Annotated in this window: 21 protein-coding genes and 1 pseudogene; 7 read left to right on the forward strand and 15 right to left on the reverse strand. The window is 48.6% G+C overall.

Annotation, left to right across the window (positions count from 1 at the left end; translation table 11 throughout):
• Positions 1–7: 7 nt before the first annotated feature.
• The 13 genes and pseudogenes from KDD30_RS20140 to KDD30_RS20200 form a co-directional block, all read right to left on the reverse strand.
• Complete coding sequence (locus KDD30_RS20140) at positions 8–820, reverse strand: DUF1365 domain-containing protein (RefSeq protein ID WP_211651751.1); 813 nt, start codon at positions 818–820, stop codon at positions 8–10.
• Entirely contained in the window at positions 817–2,103 is a 1,287-nt protein-coding gene (locus KDD30_RS20145; protein ID WP_211651904.1) for an NAD(P)/FAD-dependent oxidoreductase, read from the reverse strand. The genes KDD30_RS20140 and KDD30_RS20145 overlap by 4 nt, the downstream gene beginning before the upstream one ends.
• The gene (locus KDD30_RS20150) at positions 2,103–2,831 is read right to left on the reverse strand and encodes an SDR family NAD(P)-dependent oxidoreductase (protein ID WP_211651905.1); all 729 of its coding nucleotides are present in this window, start codon (positions 2,829–2,831) and stop codon (positions 2,103–2,105) included. The genes KDD30_RS20145 and KDD30_RS20150 overlap by 1 nt, the downstream gene beginning before the upstream one ends.
• A 2-nt stretch (positions 2,832–2,833) precedes the next feature.
• Positions 2,834–3,241, reverse strand: coding sequence for a nuclear transport factor 2 family protein (locus tag KDD30_RS20155; protein WP_211651906.1), 408 nt, complete (start codon positions 3,239–3,241; stop codon positions 2,834–2,836).
• Positions 3,242–3,351: 110 nt separating this feature from the next.
• A pseudogene (gene phrB, locus KDD30_RS20160) lies at positions 3,352–4,790 on the reverse strand (deoxyribodipyrimidine photo-lyase).
• A gap of 13 nt (positions 4,791–4,803) precedes the next feature.
• The gene (locus tag KDD30_RS20165) at positions 4,804–5,640 is read right to left on the reverse strand and encodes a MerR family transcriptional regulator (protein ID WP_211651752.1); all 837 of its coding nucleotides are present in this window, start codon (positions 5,638–5,640) and stop codon (positions 4,804–4,806) included.
• Position 5,641: 1 nt separating this feature from the next.
• Positions 5,642–6,586, reverse strand: a complete 945-nt coding sequence (locus KDD30_RS20170) for a DUF523 and DUF1722 domain-containing protein (RefSeq protein WP_211651753.1) — start codon at positions 6,584–6,586, stop codon at positions 5,642–5,644.
• A gap of 662 nt (positions 6,587–7,248) precedes the next feature.
• Positions 7,249–7,665 (reverse strand): YkvA family protein, encoded by a 417-nt coding sequence (locus KDD30_RS20175; RefSeq protein WP_249199436.1) that lies wholly within the window; start codon positions 7,663–7,665, stop codon positions 7,249–7,251.
• Positions 7,666–7,805: 140 nt separating this feature from the next.
• On the reverse strand, positions 7,806–8,273 hold the full coding sequence (locus KDD30_RS20180) for a 2TM domain-containing protein (RefSeq protein ID WP_211651908.1): 468 nt from the start codon (positions 8,271–8,273) through the stop codon (positions 7,806–7,808).
• 118 nt (positions 8,274–8,391) lie between these two features.
• Positions 8,392–8,634, reverse strand: coding sequence for a Rho-binding antiterminator (locus tag KDD30_RS20185; RefSeq protein WP_211651754.1), 243 nt, complete (start codon positions 8,632–8,634; stop codon positions 8,392–8,394).
• 39 nt (positions 8,635–8,673) lie between these two features.
• Positions 8,674–9,072 (reverse strand): GNAT family N-acetyltransferase, encoded by a 399-nt coding sequence (locus KDD30_RS20190; RefSeq protein WP_211651755.1) that lies wholly within the window; start codon positions 9,070–9,072, stop codon positions 8,674–8,676.
• A 330-nt stretch (positions 9,073–9,402) separates the two neighbouring features.
• A complete protein-coding gene (gene yddG, locus KDD30_RS20195; RefSeq protein WP_211651756.1) occupies positions 9,403–10,320 on the reverse strand; it encodes an aromatic amino acid DMT transporter YddG in 918 nt (305 codons plus the stop codon).
• Between the two features lie 81 nt (positions 10,321–10,401).
• The gene (locus KDD30_RS20200) at positions 10,402–10,956 is read right to left on the reverse strand and encodes a dihydrofolate reductase family protein (RefSeq protein ID WP_211651757.1); all 555 of its coding nucleotides are present in this window, start codon (positions 10,954–10,956) and stop codon (positions 10,402–10,404) included.
• 790 nt (positions 10,957–11,746) lie between these two features.
• Here KDD30_RS20200 and KDD30_RS20205 point away from each other — a divergent pair.
• A complete protein-coding gene (locus KDD30_RS20205; RefSeq protein WP_211651758.1) occupies positions 11,747–12,442 on the forward strand; it encodes a hypothetical protein in 696 nt (231 codons plus the stop codon).
• Positions 12,443–12,558: 116 nt separating this feature from the next.
• On the opposite strand, the gene KDD30_RS20210 is transcribed toward KDD30_RS20205, so the two are convergent.
• Positions 12,559–12,906: a hypothetical protein gene (locus KDD30_RS20210; protein ID WP_211651759.1), complete on the reverse strand. Its 348-nt coding sequence runs from the start codon at positions 12,904–12,906 to the stop codon at positions 12,559–12,561.
• A gap of 276 nt (positions 12,907–13,182) precedes the next feature.
• Between KDD30_RS20210 and KDD30_RS20215 the strand changes: the two genes are divergently transcribed.
• The 4 genes from KDD30_RS20215 (at position 13,183) to KDD30_RS20230 (ending at position 16,654) form a co-directional block, all read left to right on the forward strand.
• A complete protein-coding gene (locus tag KDD30_RS20215; RefSeq protein ID WP_211651760.1) occupies positions 13,183–14,505 on the forward strand; it encodes a molybdopterin-dependent oxidoreductase in 1,323 nt (440 codons plus the stop codon).
• 2 nt (positions 14,506–14,507) lie between these two features.
• Entirely contained in the window at positions 14,508–15,161 is a 654-nt protein-coding gene (locus KDD30_RS20220; RefSeq protein ID WP_211651909.1) for a c-type cytochrome, read from the forward strand.
• A 141-nt stretch (positions 15,162–15,302) separates the two neighbouring features.
• On the forward strand, positions 15,303–16,229 hold the full coding sequence (locus tag KDD30_RS20225) for a zinc dependent phospholipase C family protein (protein ID WP_211651761.1): 927 nt from the start codon (positions 15,303–15,305) through the stop codon (positions 16,227–16,229).
• Positions 16,226–16,654, forward strand: coding sequence for a hypothetical protein (locus KDD30_RS20230; protein ID WP_211651762.1), 429 nt, complete (start codon positions 16,226–16,228; stop codon positions 16,652–16,654). Before KDD30_RS20225 ends, KDD30_RS20230 begins: the two co-directional genes overlap by 4 nt.
• Positions 16,655–16,775: 121 nt before the next feature.
• Here the strand turns inward: KDD30_RS20230 and KDD30_RS20235 are convergent, their stop codons facing one another.
• A complete protein-coding gene (locus KDD30_RS20235; RefSeq protein WP_211651910.1) occupies positions 16,776–17,753 on the reverse strand; it encodes a Gfo/Idh/MocA family protein in 978 nt (325 codons plus the stop codon).
• Positions 17,754–17,879: 126 nt separating this feature from the next.
• Here KDD30_RS20235 and KDD30_RS20240 point away from each other — a divergent pair, with 126 nt between their 5' ends.
• Positions 17,880–18,776 (forward strand): LysR family transcriptional regulator, encoded by an 897-nt coding sequence (locus KDD30_RS20240; protein WP_211651763.1) that lies wholly within the window; start codon positions 17,880–17,882, stop codon positions 18,774–18,776.
• Between the two features lie 201 nt (positions 18,777–18,977).
• Complete coding sequence (locus tag KDD30_RS20245) at positions 18,978–20,540, forward strand: bifunctional UDP-sugar hydrolase/5'-nucleotidase (RefSeq protein ID WP_211651764.1); 1,563 nt, start codon at positions 18,978–18,980, stop codon at positions 20,538–20,540.
• The last annotated feature ends 7 nt before the right edge of the window (positions 20,541–20,547 follow it).

Raw genomic sequence — 20,547 nt, forward strand, 5'->3', positions numbered from 1 at the left:
TCTCACCTTAGCGTTCTGGTTGATTGGTTTGTTCTCTATCCTTGTGCACAGGCAAATGGCCTGAACCCGGGTGTCCGTAAAAAGGGACTTTCTTGCGCCAGAGCTTCCAGGCCTGGACATAAATGCCCCAGAGCACTTTCACAGTCTGAACTGGCGTCTGACGTAACAACTGCCAGAGCACGCTCGTGCTAAACGTCCGTCTGCGCAGCGCCATGGTCGCGTCCATGACGGTGTCCTGCTTTGCTTTTCCCGCAATGTCCAGGTGCACAAACACTTGCTTTTCAGGCGGCCTCAACCGCCATAAATAATGCTGAGCCATCGGATTGAAGGGCGACACATGAAAAGCTTTGCCCTGTATCCAGTGCTTTTCATGCCAATCCGAGACAGCAGGCACAGCGTAATAATGACGCTGGTTCCACGGGGTGTTACTGACCTCAGCCAGTAACCAGCGCCATTCCCCCTGTTCGTTAAAGCAGTAATACAAATTGATTGGGCTGAAGTAGACGCCGAAGTACCTCAACTGACAAAGCTGCATCACTTTACCGGTCAGCCGCTCTCCGGTTAACGCCATGATTTTCTCCTGCACTCTGGTTTTCAGCGGGCCATCCCCTTCATTGCGAAGATAATCCTGCCGCCGCCAGCGGGCCGGGTGATACCAGCGACAGCCAAACCCCCGAACCTGTTCGGCCAGTGCATCCAGCTCATCCAGATCAATCAGCGGCATAAACATCGGATAGGTAAAAGCATGCTGCGCTGGCGAATAGCGACGATGCCGCACCTGCCCGACAAAAAGTCCGCTCTGTAACCCTGCCGCACTCATGACACCAGCTCCAGATGCGAACTCGGATGTCCCTGATCAAGTGCAGCGATCCCAGCCACGACATCCAGTGCACTGCGAACGCCGTCTTCATGAAAACCGTTGTACCAGTAAGCGCCGCAGAACCAGCAACCCGCTTTGCCGTTGATCAAGGCTCGCTGCGTTTGCGCAGCAATGGATTCGTCATGAAACACCGGGTGTGCATATTGAAAACGACGCAGGATCTTGCCGGGATCAATATCTCCGGTGCGATTCAGCGTCACGCAGAAGGTTTCCGGTGCCTGAATCCCCTGAAGCAGATTCATGTTATATGTGACGCTCGCCAGCCGCCGCTCCCGGTTCGACACATCAGGCAGATGGTAATTCCAAGCGGCCCAGGCACGCCGCGATTCCGGCAGCATTCGGGTATCCGTATGCAGAACCACTTCGTTCATCTGATACGGCATGTCACTCAGGATTTGTTGTTCGGCTATGGTTGGATTGGCCAGCATCGCCAGCGCCTGATCGCTGTGGCAGGCAAAGATCACGTGATCAAAAAGCTGTGGCCCCTGATGTGTGGTCACTTCAACTTTCGGGCCGAATCGCTGAACCTGCAATACCGGCTCATTCAGACGAATGCGATCGTCAAAATCGCGAACCAGACTCCGGACATATTCGCGGGAGCCGCCCGGAATCACATACCACTGCGGACGGTTGGTGATTTCCAGTAACCCATGGTGGCGGAAGAAACGGACAAAAAACGGCAAAGGGAAAGCGCGCATATCTGAGAGTGTGGACGACCAGATTGCTGCGCCCATCGGCAGAATATAGTTCTGACAGAAGTACTCATCGAAGTTGTGTGCAGACAGAAACTGCCCAAGCGTCTGATCTGCGACGTCCTCAAGATTCACCGCTCTGGCGAGCTGATTAAACCGCAGAATTTCCCGGATGAAACGATAGAACTTTGGATTGAGCAGATTACGACGCTGGGCAAACATCGACCAGGCATCATGACCGTTATATTCAAGACCAATGGCCTCGTTTTGCACACTGAAACTCATTTCCGTAGCCTGACGCCCGATGCCGATTTCATCCAGCAATTGCTCAAAATTCGGATAAGTCCGATCATTGAAAACAATAAAACCGGTATCAATGGTATAACGGCCGCTCTCCACCGCAACATCCACGGTCGCAGTGTGACCGCCAATATAATTGTTGGCTTCAAATACGGTGATCTCATGGCTTTCATGTAGCTTCCAGGCGCAGGTCAGACCCGCAATCCCCGTTCCGATAATGGCTATTTTCATCATGATTTCCCTGTCATTCGTTTGATGATCGCCAGCTGTAATGACACCGGTAACAGCGACACCAGTTTAAGAAACCCACTGAATACCGGTGGGAAGTGAACTTCAGATTTTCTTTTCGCAATGCCTTTCCGGATTTTGTCTGAGGCGTAATCGGTCGAAACACGCATCGGCATTTCAAAATCGTTTTTATCCGTCAGCGGCGTTTTCACAAAACCAGGAGAAACCAGTGTAAAAGTGACACCGTCGCGCGCCAGATCGAGCTTGAGCGTATGGATCAGATACCGCACTGCTGCCTTAGATGCGCCATAAGCTTCGGCTCTGGGTAAAGGCACATAAGCGGCTGTGGAGCCAACAATGGCCACATGCGTGGTTTCGGTAAATCTGGGCTGCAGCGCCTCAAGACAATTCAGGACACCAAAGAAATTGACGTCAAACACCCGCCGGAACAGGGCAACATCGACTTCGCCATGCTCAATGTATTCGCAGGTGCCCGCATTGAGGATAATCAGACTGGGACGTATCGAAGGATCGCCCAAAGCATCCAGCGTGGCCTGATGGTCCGCCACATCAAATGCCAATGGGGTAATTCTTTCGCTGACCATGGCCAGCTGATGCAGCTTTTCAGGTGATCGTCCGCAGGCAATCACCTGCCAACCGTCTGCGGCATAGTCTTTTGCAAGCTGAGCGCCAATGCCTGAGCTGGCCCCGGTAATCAATACTGTCGACATCATCACAGTCCCGCCTTGATTGATTTCACGACGCGCCCCAACAGTGGGATGGCCTCGTAAAGCATTTCACCTAAATCGAAATAGTCACGGTGATGAATCACCTGGTTGTCCTGAAACGTCAGGTGGGAACACCCCTGAACTTCCCGGTGCTGACCCCGGTTGAGCTTGGGATGCGCAAACACCATGGTCCAGACAACGTATCCCTGTGCACCATCTGCCATCGACTGATGAATCCTGAATTCACAGTGCGTGACGTTTTGGAACAATCGCTGAAAGTAATCGTGCAGAGCAGGCCAGCCTTCAACCCGGTGCGCCGAATCTTCAAACACCACTGCCGGATGATAAAGCGCTTCAAGGCTGCTTAAATCCTGCTGGTCTAATTGGCTGTATATGCGGACAAACTGCGCCATCACCGAATCTGATGCCGGATTTTCCTGCCCTTCAATCGCTGAACTTGTGCTGAAATCTTGCATGATGTCTGGCTTCCTTTTTCTGCGCTGACAAAGGGTTTCACCGCGGTTCAGGCTTGTTCTGTAAAGGCTTTCGCCTGCTTGAATGCTTCGATGGCTTTTACCCGGGCCGCCTTGTGGTCCACCATGGGCGGCGGATAATCCAGGCTTTTCACATCCGGCCAGTCATACGGATTGTGGATGTATTTATCCGGCACTTTTGCCAGCTCTTTGACCCATGTACGGATGAATTCGCCATTTGGATCAAACTTTTTCCCTGCGCCGTCGGATTAAACACACGGAAGTAAGGTTGGGCGTCTGTCCCGGTTGATGCAGCCCATTGCCAGCCACCATTGTTCGAAGCCAGATCCCCGTCAATCAGCTGTGACATAAACCACTGTTCACCAGCCTGCCAGTGAATCAGCAAGTCTTTGGTCAGAAAACTGGCCGTAATCATGCGAAGCCGGTTGTGCATCCAACCGGTTGCTTTGAGCTGACGCATCGCGGCATCCACAATCGGGAATCCTGTCTCGCCGTTTTGCCAACGCTCCAGCGCTGATTGATCCCATTGCCAGTCCACCTGTCGGGTCCAGTTCACAAACGGCTGTGCCCGGCTCACCTGCGGATAGGCATCAATCAGATGACGGTAAAATTCACGCCAGATAATTTCATTGAGCCAGATAAACGGGCCTTGCTCCTGCTTTTCAAAAGCCTCCGGAAATTCATGCAAAACGGCCGACAAACACTGCCTTGCAGAAACTGCCCCGATGGCGAGATAAGGCGATAAACCGCTGGTGCCATCCACTGCGGGCAGATCGCGGTGCTCACCGTAATCCTGAACTTTCTCAACGCAAAAACGGATCAGACGCGCCCGGATGTCTTCTTCTCCGACGGGCCAGTCGCTGCTGTCTCTGAGGGCATATCCCATCCAGCGATCAACTTGCTCGTCACTCAGAGGGGTCGCAAATTTCATGTGTTCAGCATCATGGGCTTGCGCTGCTGGCGCAGGCTGAGCAAGTGCCGGGCTGAGATGGAACTGATTCAGCCACTCACGCCGAAATGGGGTGTAGACCTTAAACGGATCGCCTTGCCGGGTGAGCACACTGCCAGCCGGAAGCACACAGGTATCTTCAAACACACTGAATTTAATCTTTTGCTTTTTCAGTGCCTGACCCACAGCCTGATCCCGCAATTTTTCGTTCCATTCATACTGCTTGTTACAAAAGACGTGATCGCACGACCATGCCTCGGCCAGTGCAGCGATGGCAGCCGGAAGCGCCTCAAAATCAGCAACCTGCTCAATCCGAAGCGGTATATTGCATTCACTTAACTGTGCCTGGAGCGATATCAGGCGGCGGCGGATCAAATCAATTTGAATCGGCGCTGTGTCATGAGACGCCCATTGTTCCGGCGTGGCAAAAAAGACGGCAAACACGGGGTTTTTCTGTTTGCAGGCCTGAAGCAGCGCGGTGTTATCAACGACCCTTAAATCGGCCCGGAACCACATCATGCTGTTGGCGGATTCACGCTTCGTCATGCTCAGTCTCTCCTGCCAGTTGCTGTAACCAGGAACCATGAATCACCGCAATACTGCCTTTCAGAATCACAGGGCAATGCAACGCCGTATGCAGCCTCGCCAATTGCTTCAGGATGGCTTGCGGGAGTTTGCTTTCGCCCACCACCAGTACCTGCGCAAAATCCTGTTGTGATACGGCGGCTTCTAATCCGTGCAATTTGCCCTGAAATGGCAGATTCTCCAGGATAGTGACACTGTCACCATCCAGACTCAGCGCCAGCGCCGAGAGCCAGATATGATGTGAGATACCATCCTGTGCCGGCTCAAAACTCAGCAACAGTGCTTTTCGTCCGTTTCTCTTGCGGGCTTTCGCAACCAGTGCAGCGCAGTGCTCGATTAAAGCGGATTGCCATAATGCGCACTGTATGGGCTTGAGCGGATTCGCACTCTCATTCAATTGCCGGTCGACGGGCTCAACCACCTGCTCGATAAACAATGACAGCGGATATTCTTTCATCAGCTGAGTTAACAGTTGTTCCAGCTTTCCGCGTCGGCATTCAGCCAGCGCAGTCATCACAGGTGTCACCCAGGCCTGCTCGCTTTCCTGCTCTGCGACAGCCTCTGATCCGGTTTCGAGCAACGGACGCACTTTACTGATAGCGACGCCTTTATCGAGCCAGGACACAATCAGCTGAATCCGCTCAATATCTTCCTGCGTGTACAGTCTGTGCCCTTTTTCGGTCCGCTGCGGTTTGATTAAGCCATACCGGCGCTGCCAGGCACGCAAGGTCACCGAGTTGACGCCGGTGATTTCAGAGACTTCACGGATTGCAAATAATTTCACTTCAGAGGCCATAACGTAATTTCAACTCCTCCGGATACGGATGAAGGAATGTCTGCAATTGCAGATACGGATCCGGAAATTCTTTCAGGTAATGATTAATCAGTGCCAAAGGCACCAGAATCGGCTGATGCCCCAATCGGTAACTTTGGATCAGATCCAGCAGTTCCTGCTTTTGCGCCTTGGTCAGATTGCGTTTGAAATATCCCTGCAGGTGCATCAGCACATTGGTATTGTTTTTGCGGTTGGCCCGGTGACTCAGTGCCGCCATAAATTGCTGACGGTACGTGGCAAAGAATTCATTCAGATCCCAGTGTTTAATCCCGGCCACCAGAGGCCCCATCGACTTGTAAGCCGCGGGACAATGTGCCATCAGCACGAATTTGTATCGGGAATGAAACTTCACAAAAGCATCGATTGTCGGCTGCTGACCCACACTCTGATAAAAATCGTGCAGGGCATGAATACGGAATACAAAGTTCTCCCGCAGCACCGGATCATGTAATCGTCCGTCTTCTTCAACAGGCAACCAAGGCATGGCTGCCATCAGCTTGCGCGTGAAGACACCAACCGTGCCTCCCGGCACCGTATTACCATTCGGAATGTACAGTTTCACCCGCTCCATTCCGCAGGTCGGCGATTTAGCACAAACGATGAAACCACACAGATCATTGAGGCCAGCAATATGACGCTCGGCGAAACTCTGCATCGCCGCTGTATAGTCGTTTTCACCTTGCTTGCTATCGACTAAATGCTCGCCGTCTTCCTGCTGAACCAACCGGATAGTCGGACGGGGCACAGGCAAACCAATCGCCATTTCCGGACAGACCGGACGAAACCGAACGTATTGAGCCAGCTCATCGGTCACGAACCGATTCCGCTTATGCCCGCCATCGAATCGTACTTTCTCGCCAAGTACACAGGCACTGATACCCACCGGAATAGACATGTCACACCTATACAAAAATATTTCTTGTACAAGAATCTTAGATAAGACACCGGAGTTGTACAAGAAAAAAAAATGTATAGGTTTGTAACAGCTCTGAGTTCAGGGGAAAAAAAAGCTGCCTGAGCGATTCAGGCAGCTTTCAAATTTTTCAGCTCAATGAGGTCAACCAACCAGCCACGAGGTTTTGAATGACTTCGTCAGCAAATGTTCATGACCAGGTCGCTTCACGGGTTCTCGCATCTGGTCATCGAATGGCGGCGCATCATAATAATAGATGCGGTACAAATCGCCTCTTCGCGAAGCCTTTTGATGTTTTCGAACTAAGGTATATAAAACGCTGATGAGATGTTCAGGTTTCAATTCGCAAGCGGAAAAAAATTTACGATGGAAATATCGAACCCGATGAACAAAATATCCACCATCAACAAAGAAAGTAATTTTTCGATTCATGTTCGCCCAGATGCTAAAAAGCTCGGGACTGTTGATATCCGCTAATTATATGGATATGAACTGTACCGAGCTATGTCCGTATCGTAGTCTGATGCAGAGCAGACTGTCAAATCCTTTGATCAAAAAACAGCCCTGACTGACTGATTTCATCTGAGTGCGAGTCTACAGAAATTTACTGGGTTCACAAGAAGATAACCTCTCCATCCTTGTCTTCAGTGATCAGATTGCGAAGCTTGTTCTTTTTCTGAACGCCAGCGTTCAAAATCCTCCAGATCCTGTTGTACAAGCTTAAGGCAGACGGCCAGAATCAGTGCATCGTCCGTGAGGCCGAGAAACGGAATCACGTCCGGCAGTACATCCAGCGGATTAAACACATAAAGCAAGGCTGTCACAATGGCGGCGATGGTGAACCAGGGAATTTCCCGGTATTCCCCTTTCCAGTAGGCTTTGACCAGACTGTACATTGATTTCACAACATTGAAGTACTGTCGCAGGGACCCATTTTTCTGAACTTTTTCTTCAATGTCCTGTTCTTTTTCCAGGACCCGCTCAATGTCTTTATCAGTCACCTTTTTCGAAGATTTTTCCAGTTTTGCTGCCGCTTCCTGTTCTGTCATTTTTCCTGCCATACTCAGCGCCTCTGATTCACATGACCTCTGCGTTAACTATGGCTTTTCTGAGAAACATTGTCACCTCATTCCAAAGAGATGATGACCGCAAAAAACAAGCCGGGAGTTCCCGGCCTGCAATTGTGAATGTTCTAAGTGCATCAAAGCTTTCTGCCCAAACGCTTCTCAACCTGTTTCTTCTCCCAGTCCGTACTGAAAAAATTGAACCACTCATAGGTACTTGCAGCCTGAATGGCGACGCCAATCCCCCACCCCATTGCTGGCCACCAGGCCCAGATATAAGAGGGATCTGTGACAAAGTTGATGACAAACAATAAGCCGATCACCAGACAGTAAGTGATCAGATGCGAATAAAATGCCTTAATATCGCGCACATAAGAGAGCGCGCGTTCTTCTTCCGTGCTCACCGCGTTTTCCTTGTCCATGTCTGGCTCCTGTTTCAGTTCAGTGATATCGATTTCGAAAACAGCCGCAAAGGACTTCAGGGTCTCCAAGCCGGCATTCCCACCGCGCTCAATTCGCTGAATGGTCCGGACACTGACGCCACTCAATTGTGCCAATTGTTCCTGAGACCAGCCACGTTGTAACCTGAGTTTCCGAATTATCATCATTCAATTCCCTTTTGCTGTTTCAATGCCAAGCCTACTGAACTTTTCACCCGACAGGCCACGACATGGACCCGACACTAAGCCGACAACCTTTACTTTTCAATCAGTTAGAACGACATTAAAATTCAATCACATCGAAATGCACATTGGGCTGTGTTGCTTCCATGCGCACCAGTTCATCCAGCACAACGATTTGCAACCCACGGCTGGTTTGTAATGACAGGCACTCCTGCCTGTCACTGTTCCGGAGGGTATCTTTCGCATGGCCTTCTATCTGCTGACCATTGTTCAGGGTCAGCCTGACCGGTAATGTGTACAGACAGGCAATTTCGATATAGTCATATTGCTGACATGAGATCATCTTTCAATCTCCAATGCGATGGTTCGGACAGAGGACCGATCATTTTTTCACCCAATACATCCCTTCAGATTTCGGGCGAACCCGTTGAAAACCAAATTTTTCATACAAAGCCGGGACATCCGCCACCAAAGACACATAGGAACGCGGAAAGGCTTCCCGATCAATATAGGCCATCATGCATTCCATGATTTGTCGTCCTAGGCCATTTCCCTGATGCGCCGGGTCGACGGCGACATCGACAATGTCAAAATTAACGGCACCATCGCCAATCACCCGACCCATCCCGACAACCTGACCCTCATGGACAATATGAACACCATACAAGCTGTTCGGCAGCCCTTTCACAGCCGCTTCATATGATCGAGACGATAAACCTGAAATTTCGCGTAAACGCAAAAAGTCATCCGGACCAACAACTTGTTCAATCACCTGGTACATCAGTTTTCCTTTCATTCATGGCTGTTCATTCAATTTCCGAAAAATCCGTATCGTCTGTTCTCATCCTGATGAAAATACGCTGCCGCAGCTTCAATATCTTTTGAATACGCCTGCACGTTGACGATGTCATACATCACTGAACCTCCGCAAAAATAAGAGATGAAACAAGACTCAGGAGTAACCCGGATTGCCCCCGATCCTACCCGGATACTCAATAAAGTTGATATGCAATGAAAGGAATCGTGATCGTCTTCAATGGAAATGCACTGCTGGTGGAACGTTTGAAGTTCATTCGACGAAAAAACCCGCACTACTGCGGGTTTGTGGGGATCAGGCTTGCTCTTCCTGTATCGGAACCGGCTCAGGTTTTTCACGGGTGATCCACCAGCACAGGATAGATGCGAAAGTCACCATCACAACCCCTTGCCAGAACGTTGCAGTGAGCGTCAGCCCAAGCAGCTGCGCCGATAAAAATGTTGAAAATACCGGAACAAAGTAAGACAAAGTAGCCAGCAGTACCATATTGCCGCGCAGAATCCCGAGATTCCACAACGCATAACCACCGCCCATCGCCAGACCCGCCAGCAGCAGATCCCGGATCACCGGAAGATCAAACGCCATTGGGGGCTCATGAGAAAATAGATATTTCACCCAAAGGGCGACGGCTGTTGCCGCAAAAAACCAAGTGATCGCATTTTTGCCATCCGCCATCAGGCGGGTCAGATTACAGTAAATCGCCCAGATAAATGCACCGCTCAACGCCAGCGTATAACTGACCGGGTTACTTTGTACATTGGCGATTAACTGGGAAATCGATAAACCGCTGTCGCCGGAAACTGTCCAGGCAACGCCCAAAAAAGATAATAACAACGAGGGATATAACAGCCAGCTGACTGAGCGACGAGAAAAGATCACCGCAAACAAAACAGTCAGGCACGGCCAGAGGTAATTGATCAACCCCATCTCAACCGCTTGCAACCGGTCATTGGCCATCCCCAGAGACAGCGCCAGACACATCTCATAGCTGACAAACAGCCCCCCACCCAGCACAAGATATTTGTAGGAAAAAGAAGACAATTTGGGCAAACCAACCGTCAGGATAAGAATGACAGCACTGACACTGTAGATCATGGCGGCCCCACCCACCGGACCCAGTTGCTCGGTCACATTTCGGATCAGGGCAACCACACTGCTGAAAAGAAAAATTGCGCCACACCCGGCCAGCGTAAATTGATGACTGCGAACCACGTTTGAACCTTGTTGATGAAAACCTGAGAATCCACAACATTGCCTGAGAATAAAGGCGAAAACAACCCGAAAGAAAGCCGTTTATGGTCCGGATGCATACCTCAGCAACATGACGTCCCGATTCAGCCTTCGGGCTTCCAATAACATCAGTCTTTGCCGTAATTTCACGCCATCCAGAACTTGCTTCCCCTGATTGCTGATAAAGGGCTCCAGTAAAAACTGATATTCATTGATCAAATTTGCATCCGCCAGTGATGTGCCCAACGCGGGGCTGCCAAACAGAACAACATTACCGGAGATCCCGGATAAAAATTCTCGTGCCTGATCGATGTCCGGTCCTTTCAGAATCTCAGTATTCTGCCAGGGATATTCAAGCGGCCGGGTCGTGACAACCCGCTTGGGAATGGACTGTAATTCCATCGCCAGATACTGCATATATTTGGGTAAGTCCCGCCTTGTTGCGGCTTCAGGCCAAAACGCAGAAAAAAGATCATAAGTGTGACGCCCCAGAATCAAAGCTTCAGATGCATGCAATAATTCAAGGGCATATTCATGATGTTCCTGATCCACTACAGCATCCGCATGATGGCAGTGACCATTTAATGTCATGTTTAAAGAATAAATCAGATGAGCCATGGCATAACCCTGTGTCGATAACGCGCGCAGAAACGCTCTGCAAGACTGCCTCATGAGTATTTGCAGAGCACATCAGTTTTGCCAGTTTTCAGGGTCAAAAAGGTGTAAAAAAGTTTGTTTTTTTGCTGATAAATCAATAACTACTGTTCAGATCGGGCAAGCCTTATCCTGCGACTTTTGATTTGATGATTACAGATCTGTTCACACCGTAGCCCATGGCTCCCCAGGAACGGAAGAAAAACTACAGGATTGCGGCCAGATCCGGTGCGATCACCAGATTCCCTTTGACAACTTCTTTGTGGAGCTACGGCCGCCAGATTGGAATGTCATCCAATGCCGCTTTGGTTCTGTGGATCCCTCCTGCACGGTATACCAGCGTTCCAGCTTATCAATCACTGCCAGAGAACTGTCCTCAATGCCACAACATATTGGGTTGGTTTGTACAAAAAATTCCCCCCTTTGGGATGTAGGACATTTAGATTATTGACATCATGGCTTTCCATTGTGCATGTTTACTAATAAACTCTCGCTTTTGTGAATGAATACCTGTCCCGGCAAGACTAACGAATAGAGCCAAAATGGACCCAATCCCACTTCAATGACGACTTGAGACTGATGACGAAATCGCCGGTGAATGTAGTGATTTTTTCAAAACGAAGAAAAACTGTATCAAATTTCATAAAATATTTATCATTAAATATAAAAAACAAAAAAACAAAATTTCCGTTAAATAAAACTGGACAAAAAATTTTATTCCATTAAATTTAAAAAAAACATAAAAGGTCAAATCATGGATATTATATTTAATATATTAAAAGTATCTTTTCTTTTCACATTCATTCTGTTTTCTTCATTCTTCCTGGGGCAGAAGCTACCCATTCTTATCAGTGATTACGGTGCAACAAAGAAAAGAATAACAATGACTCTATCAACCATCTTGATTGGAGTGCTTATGGCATTGGTTTTATATGTTGTTTGCATAGGGTTTTTCTGGAACACTGATGTACTTATCTTTTCAATCACAATAACGCTTTTATTGGTAGGCACTTTGATACTATCTATCCTCTTTTCCCAAAAGGAGTATGGATTAATCATGACACAATCTTTTCCCTTACCCAACGCATTCAAAAACATCCACCTGACTGCGTCAGTAAATAAATTTGTTATCGAACATTCAAAGGGAAAAACAAAACAAGAAAACGATCACCTCATTAACGGCATCATCTCAGAGGCATTCAAGACCTTGAAAAAGCATAACATCCCATCTGGAAATTATAAGATGGAGTCTCATCTGCTTTGGGATCAAAAAAGACGAGATAATATCGAGTCGATATTGAAAGAATTAAACGCAATCATCATCGTCAATGAGCGTAGTAGTAAAAGCACTGAACTCATCGGAAATATCACGAAAACACTATTGACAGGAAAGTACAAACCAAAGCATCACTGGTTTAAAATTGAGTTCAAAATTCAGCATTCCAATTAAATCCTACAAGAATGTCAATGAGGTGAGAAAAAACTCACCTCTTTATGAATCCTGTCATATTGATGAACATTGACGTTATCCCTGCCATGAATGCCGGCCCCGGCAAGATATCAAGCTCACTCATCGGGAAGATTACCTATCTCGACCAGGGATTCGCACGTCTCAAGGTTCTTGCCCACTTCAATCACATAGCGCTGTGTTTTCTCATTTAAAAGTGATGACCTATTGTAAGAACAGCCACCGCTGTTCGTTTTTTCACCTTGAAGAATCGCACGCTCCAAATCAATCAGTGCCAACCCATGGGGGACATTTCTTTGGGAAACGTCTGCCTGATTGAGAAAATCTCTGGCTTCTCCTTCTGTCACGATCCGATAGTTCTTGGCAAATGCATCTACCGATAAGAAAACCATCAACATAAACAGATATTTCATGATTGCCCCCGCTTCAAAAACTTCATCAATCATCGTCACTGCATCACTTTTCGGGACAGCATCGGAATTTATTGAGCGTCGGAGCTTCTGTCACCAACAGGTTTGAGAGATACCGGGTTGCCAACTACACTCTCAATCAAAGTTGTAACCTTTAAGCATGAAACATACAGTATTTTGCTGGCTTCGTGCTTGAACATCTGTCTTGAATGGCACCTTGCGTGACTCATCTTGTTGTTCCGGGCGCTCGCCTGTTGACTCAATGCATTGAGCCCGAGGTGTCTGAACATTCATCAGATATAGGTGTGTACGATGGCCAGAGAGAAGAAAAATCCACCACGAGGTATCTTCGAGTTTTACGAAAAGCACCCAAAGTCTGCAGACCAGAAGATCTTTGGCCGGGTCAGCTTTCCGGACAGACGCGGTTTTCTGAAAGGCGCCGGTTTAGCCACGATGGCTGCCGTGCTCGGGGGCGCGATTCCATTTCACCGCAACATGCCTGCCGGGATGATTCCGGCTGCATTTGCTGAAGGTCTTGACGATGTCGTGATTGAAGGAAAAGACGGCTTAACCGTTTTGAATGACCGGCCCATGAATGCAGAAACACCACCTCATCTGCTGAATGACGATATTACCCCCACTGCGCGTCACTTCATTCGCAATAATGGTGTCCCTCCGGCTGAGGTCAATGCGGATGCATGGAAGTTCACGATTGACGGTCTGGTCGATAAACCCATGACATTAACCATTGCTGATCTGAAGAAAAACTTCGAGGTGGTCAAGCAGCAATTGGTTATCGAGTGCGGTGGGAACGGACGTGCCTTTTTTGAACCCAAAGCGACAGGGAATCAATGGACATACGGGGCTGTCGCCTGTTCGGAGTGGACTGGTGTTCGACTGGCTGATGTACTGAAAGCAGCAGGTGTAAAAGACAATGCTGTTTACACGGCTCACTACGGTGCGGACAAGCACCTGTCGGGGCAGGAAGGAAAATTACCCATTTCACGGGGTGTCCCCATCGAGAAAGCAATGGGCAGCGACAACCTGATTGCCTTTGCGCAAAACGGTGAGTCACTGCACCCCATGAACGGTGCTCCATTACGGCTGGTTGTGCCTGGTTGGCCTGGCTCCTGTTCGCAAAAGTGGCTGACACGAATTCAAATCCGGGATCAGATCCATGATGGCCCCAAAATGACCGGGACTTCATACCGCGTGCCGAACCGTCCCGTTGCACCCGGTGAAAAAGTAGACGAAAAAGATTTTGAGATTATCGAACGGATGCCGGTGAAATCTCTGATCACATCGCCACAAACCAATACTCAGGTTTCAGGCAGTGAAGTCGCCGTTCGCGGTCATGCATGGTCTGGCGATCGCAAAGTGGAAAAAGTGCAGGTTTCCATCGACTTTGGCGCCACCTGGATGGATACAGAACTTGCAGCTCCGGCCAATAAAGGGGCCTGGCAGACCTTCAATCTCAAGGTGAAGTTCCCGCAACCCGGCTACTATGAAATTTGGGCAAAAGCCACGGATGATCAAGGGGTCAGCCAACCTTTTGCGATTGCCTGGAATCCCAAAGGTTACCTGAACAACACCTTCCATCGGGTCGCTGTCGTCGTCAACGGATCACTGACATGACCATGGCATCTTTCTGCGAGCGGGTCATCCCACTCTCGTTTCTTCTGAATATTTGGGTCTGTTTGCCTCTTTCGGCAAACGAATCTCTGATTACTGCTGGTGAAGCACAAGGCTTGGTCTGCAAAGCCTGTCATCAGCTGGAAGCAGAGGGTGTGGTGGTCGTCGGACCGCCGCTCTGGGGACTGGCTGATCGTCCGATCGCCAGTTTTGACGGCTTTCAATACAGTGACGCCTTAAAACAACAGCAAGGAAAATGGGACGCGGACAAGCTGGATGCCTTTATCGCCTCCCCCGAAGACTTCGCCCCCGGTACAAACATGCTTTTCCCGGGCATCAAAGACCCGGGTGCCCGCGCAGCGATCATTGCCTGGCTAGCGACTAAAAATCCCTCTCCGCCGGATTGGTCCACCCCTTTTGAAAGTGAGCCGGTCAAATCCCCAGGGGAGGACATTCTGACCCCAGGAGAAAACATGACGCTGGTGGCAACGGCCTGCTCTGCCTGCCATTCACTCCATCTCGTCACACAGCAGGCACTCAGCCAAGAACGATGGGATGAACTTTTAGTCTGGATGGTTGAGGAACAGGGAATGGCTGAGCCGGAACCCAGTGATCGGGAGGCGATACTCACCTATCTGTCGACCTATTATGGGAGCTAGGTCATATTTACATATCGTCAATGATCAGAACTATCGATACATCCCAGACACCATTAGATGTTTTTTATCTGACTGAAGTCTCAACTGACAAACTTGATGCATAGTAAACTCCATGTCCTCACACTGTACATGGAGGTTCATATGCCTGGTGCTTTTGCTCACATCACAGCGGTCAATGTGGCTTCTGCCAACAATGCGATGCAGGCGCTAAACATGCCGAACAAAGCTAAAAAAGCTTTAGCGCAAAACAAAAGGTACTTAGAGCTGGGTTGTGTCAGCCCCGACTTCCCTTATCTCGCCATTCTGAATTCAGCACAAAACAAGTGGGCCGATGAAATGCACTACAACGATGTGGGTACGTTGATCAATGTGCTCATTCAGGAGGTCAAAGCAGTCGAACACGAACACTTTGACAAAGCCTTTGCCTGGCTATGCGGCTTTGTTTCACATGTCGCTGCTGATATTACGATTCATCCGGTCGTGGAAATGAAAGTGGGTCCTTATGCGGAAAACGCAAAACAACACAGGATCTGTGAGATGAATCAGGATGCTTATATCTGGCCATCCAGAATGCAACTCGGACAGCTCGGTTTGGCCGATCGTGTCAAAGAGAATATCGGCAGTTGTGTCGACAGTCAGGACGATAGTCGCATCGATCCAATCATCCGGCAAATTTGGTGTAATGCCCTTTCCGTTGTCTATCCTGCATACGCAAATGAATGTGAGCCGGACATTCACGCCTGGCATCAAGGTTTTCAGACGGTTGTGAATCATGCCGAGGAGTCACACCGATTATTCCCATGGGCACGTCATGTTGCCGCCAGACACGGGTTAACTTACCCGCTTCAAGAGGAAGTCAATCCAGTTTATATCGAGCATTTAGAAACACCGGATGGCCTGAAACACTATGATGAGATCTTTGATAAAGCCGTTGAAACGATCCAATTATTTTGGGAACAAACTGCGAGTTGTGTATTTGAAAACCAGACGACAGGCTTTTTCAAAAATTGGAATTTAGATACCGGCTACTGTGAAGATGGTCAGCTGACTGCATGGAGGGCGCTATGAGATTATTCACCACAGTCGCGTTATTTTTAACTGTCACTTCTTGTACAACACAAGCCGAATATCCTGAAGAAGTCATGTATGACATCGCTTCAATTTTAAAAGATATCAGTCAAGCTGTTGATGGTGAGCTGAAGTATGAAGATACAACAGGGCTCACAAGTGAAGAAGTGATCAAAAACGCAACTGCTTCAATCCCGGATCAACTCGCGAAACTCCCCAAACTGGCTGTCGAAGGGAACGTCTCTCGTTATCGTATTATTTCAGAATTTCAGGGCAACAATGCTGTCATGCTGATCTGTGATGGCGATATCGCACTGATGGAAGATGTCGGCTGCAATACAGAATTTGATAACATTTACTGGCACTCTCCGCAGCCCAACACCTGCACAATCAAACTCGATGCAGCCGCTATTTGCGGTAACTAGGATCGGGGGGGCAATCACAGCCTCATGGCAGAACCATACGAGTCTGCCATGAGGTATACGGATTCAGACCTGATCTGGCAGTCAGCCATACCGACGATGCGCTCCCCCTGTTTAAACCCGGTTATTCATGACCGAGACTTTCCCACTCTGTGAGCAACTGCATGATGTTGCATGAGTCTTGCCAGGTTGCACAGGGGCTCACCAGTTCCTTTCGTCCGGCTTCTACCGCTTCACGTATTTGCCGTACCTGATAAAAGAATGCATCGCCTTGGGCGGTGACTGCGATATCGCGTTTTGAAGTTTCATAGATTTCAACACTGAAGTGGTTTTCTCGTGCCGGAAGCCACGGATTCGATACCATGGTGATACAACCCTGACTGCCAAGGATCGTAAACTGATGCTTCAAACCATGGTCTTCAGCGGTATGGACAAAAGCAGAGTTTTGTTCACCAAAACTCATCAGTAAGCTCGATTCACAAATATTGTTATCCGCTCCCCTTCGGCTCACTGCCTGCAGAGTACGATTCTCGAAAGCTTGTTCGCCCAGCATCGTTTTCACAACCAGATACACTAAAGACACCGGGTAACACCCCAGATTATATAAAGCGCCTTTGCTCTCCGGATTGACGAACTGCGCAATCGAAGCGATGTACGATGTATGAATCGAGCGCAGTTCACCGATTTCTCCAGATTCAAGCACCGCAACCAGCTCACGAATCAATGGATGATGCAGGTACATCAAACCTTCGGCAAAAAACACCTGGTGTTGCCTGACGGCTTGCAGTGCCAGCTCAGTTTTCGCCATATCAATCGAAAGCGACTTCTCACACAGAATCGCTTTGCCTTGTTGCGCCGCTTTCAGGATAAAATCATGGTGAAGGTGATTCGGCAAAGCGATGTAAATGATATCGACCTGTTCATCACGCAAAAGCATTTCATAATCTGTGTAGGTTTTCTCAACAGCATGCTGCCTGGCAAACGCAGATAAGTTATCCGCTGAACGGCCGGCCACGGCATACAGCTCACTTTGATCGTCGCCTTTGATCGCTTCTGCCATCACGCCAGAAATAAAACTTGTTCCAAGAATTCCCCAATTCATCATGCCTTCTCTCCGTTTTTGTGTGTTTCAAAGGCCTGAACCTGCTCAGTGAACACCAACTTTAATGAACGCCACTGGATTGATAAACTTGCCTTCAGTCAATTCTTTATCAACCTATAGTGTGCAATGGACAAACTGACCAGCATGAGAGTGTTCGCGTATGTTGTCGAACACGGCAGCTTTCGCAACGCAGCTCACCACTTTGATCTTTCCCCCACCATGATCGGCAAACATGTCCGTTTTTTAGAACAAAGCTTGGGGACACAACTGATTCATCGCACCACAAGAAAACAGTCCCTGACCGAAGCAGGAAAACTTTACTACCAAGAGTGCCATCGCATTATTGAAGACATTAGCAATGCAGAAAACCTGATCCATACATTAGTGAACAGGCCACGAGGAACAGTAAAAGTGAACTGCCCGGTGACGTATGGAAAAAGAATTCTTGCCCCGATCGTAGCCGATTTTCTTGCTCAGTACCCTGATATCCATGTGGCGTTAATGCTCGACAATCATCTGATCGACCCGTTTCGCTCCGATGCCGACGTGATCATTCGGATCGGTGAACTGGTGGATTCTTCACTGGTCGCAAGAAAATTAGGCAACTACGAGATGACCTACTGTGCCGCCCCGAGTTATCTTGAACAGCATGGACAGATCAATTCATTAACTGATCTCAGCCATCACAGCTGCCTTGGCTTTCAATACCATCAAGGGGAATGCCAGCAAGTCATCAATTTGCCGTCCAATACCTTTCGCCGCAACAACACCCGGCTCACCTCAAATAATGGTGATGTCTTGAAATATGCATCCATTCAAGGCGCTGGCGTGCTGCTTCAGCCAAAGATATTGGTCGAACAGGAAATCGCATCAGGGCACTTAGTGGAAATACTCAAAGACGCGGTTCCGAAAGCCAAGCCGATTCACCTTCTGTATCGTTCAAAGCATCTGTCTCTGAAAAACCGCACCTTCATTGATTTTGTACTTGGTGCAGTAAATTTGGGGGACGTGATCGTGAGATAAGGCTGGACGTCTAGACTTTATCTTTTATCCATTGTCAGTTCAGGAATCCCCGCCAACACAAAAAGAAACTCCGGGTTTATATATATATTATCCACACGAATAATGTGAGCCAACTCAACTGTATGAACCTTCCCCAACCGCATAATCAGCTCGGCTTCATTCAAAAAAGCCTAATTTATTACCTTTCAGATGGAACCGAAGATGAAGAAAACCATTCACAGACCAAGCCTGGTGACGCTGGTCGCTGCGCTGTTGGGCACATCCTCCTATGCCGTTGCCGAAGTGCATCAGGTTACGCTGCTACATACCAACGACATTGAAAGTGTCTATGAGCCCGTTGATGCATTTTGGAACCCAGCGATCACCCGAATCGGAGGTATCCCCTATCTCGCCACACTCATCAAAGAAACGAGAGCGAAAGAAAAGACAAGTTTCCTCCTTGATGCTGGTGACATTTTCACGGGATCACTGGCAAAAAAATCTAAAGGGAAGCTCTCTTTCGATTTATACAGCGCCATGGGCTACGACGCAATCACACTGGGAAATCACGAGTTTGAATACGGTTGGGAAACGCTCAAGCAAACGATGCCCAGAGCCGCTTACCCCGTGTTGAATGCGAATATCAAATTTGAGCAAAATGACGCTCCTTTTGCTCAGCCTTATACCATTCTTGAACAGAATGGTGTTCGAGTGGGTGTCATTGGCGTGATGGGGATTGATGCCTTCTATAACACGATGTGGAAAGGGAACAGAAAAGGTTTAACCATTGATAACCCCATTGAAGTAACCCAATACTGGGTGGACAAAATTCGTGATGACGTCGATATGATTGTTGTTCTGACTCACCAGAATAAAACCGCCCCAATGCAAACCGACAAAGAAGCCGATCCAGAAGTACAACGTGGTTTCGATGAAGACTATGACATGGCGGGCAAATTGAAAGGGGTTGACGTCATTTTTGGTGGCCATTCCGACCATGGTTTGTGGAAACCCGTTGTTCATCCTAAAACAGGCACAGTTATCGGCTTAACTTTCGGGCAAGGGAAATACCTTGGCTACACAAAATTTTCCGTCGATACTGATAAACATGATGTCAAGCTGCTTGAAGGTAAACTGATTCCGGTTGAATCAGACAAACTGAAGCGCGATGAGAAAACCAGCCAGTTAATTGAAACCGCACGCAACAAACACCCGGAACTGACGCAGACATTAGCGACGCTGAACAAAACCGCTTACCGCAGCTATTACCGGGAATCAAATGTCGGTAACTTGGTTGCCGATATGATGCGCACTGCTGCAAATGCCGACATCAGTATGATCAGCTCTGGCAGTATACGTGTCGATCTGAACCAAGGCCCGGTGACCATGGAAAATATAATGGATCTCTTCCCATTCACCGATAAGCTGTCTCTGGTTGAGCTGACAGGAAAACAAGTCAAAGATCTGCTGGAGTACAGTTACACTCTCCCTTACGGATTAGCGCAATTCTCGGGTATCGAGGCACAATACGATAGTCAGAAACCAGAAGGAAACCGTTTACTGGCACTCAATATCAATGGCAGCGCAGTTGATGACGACCAGGTTTACAAGGTCGCGACCTATTCTTATGCTGCGAGTGGTGGCGATGGCTATAAAGTGTTTGCTGAGGGTAAAATGCTGTCTGAAACAGGCTCGATCACTCAAGTACTGATTGATCAGCTGAAAGCGCAGAAAAACGTTCAGGTGCCCGCTCTAGGCCGTCAAATCGACGTATCCAAACAATAAAGACGCT

It is taken from the genome of Photobacterium sp. GJ3, assembly GCF_018199995.1.
In the GTDB taxonomy this organism is placed as follows: Bacteria; Pseudomonadota; Gammaproteobacteria; order Enterobacterales; family Vibrionaceae; genus Photobacterium.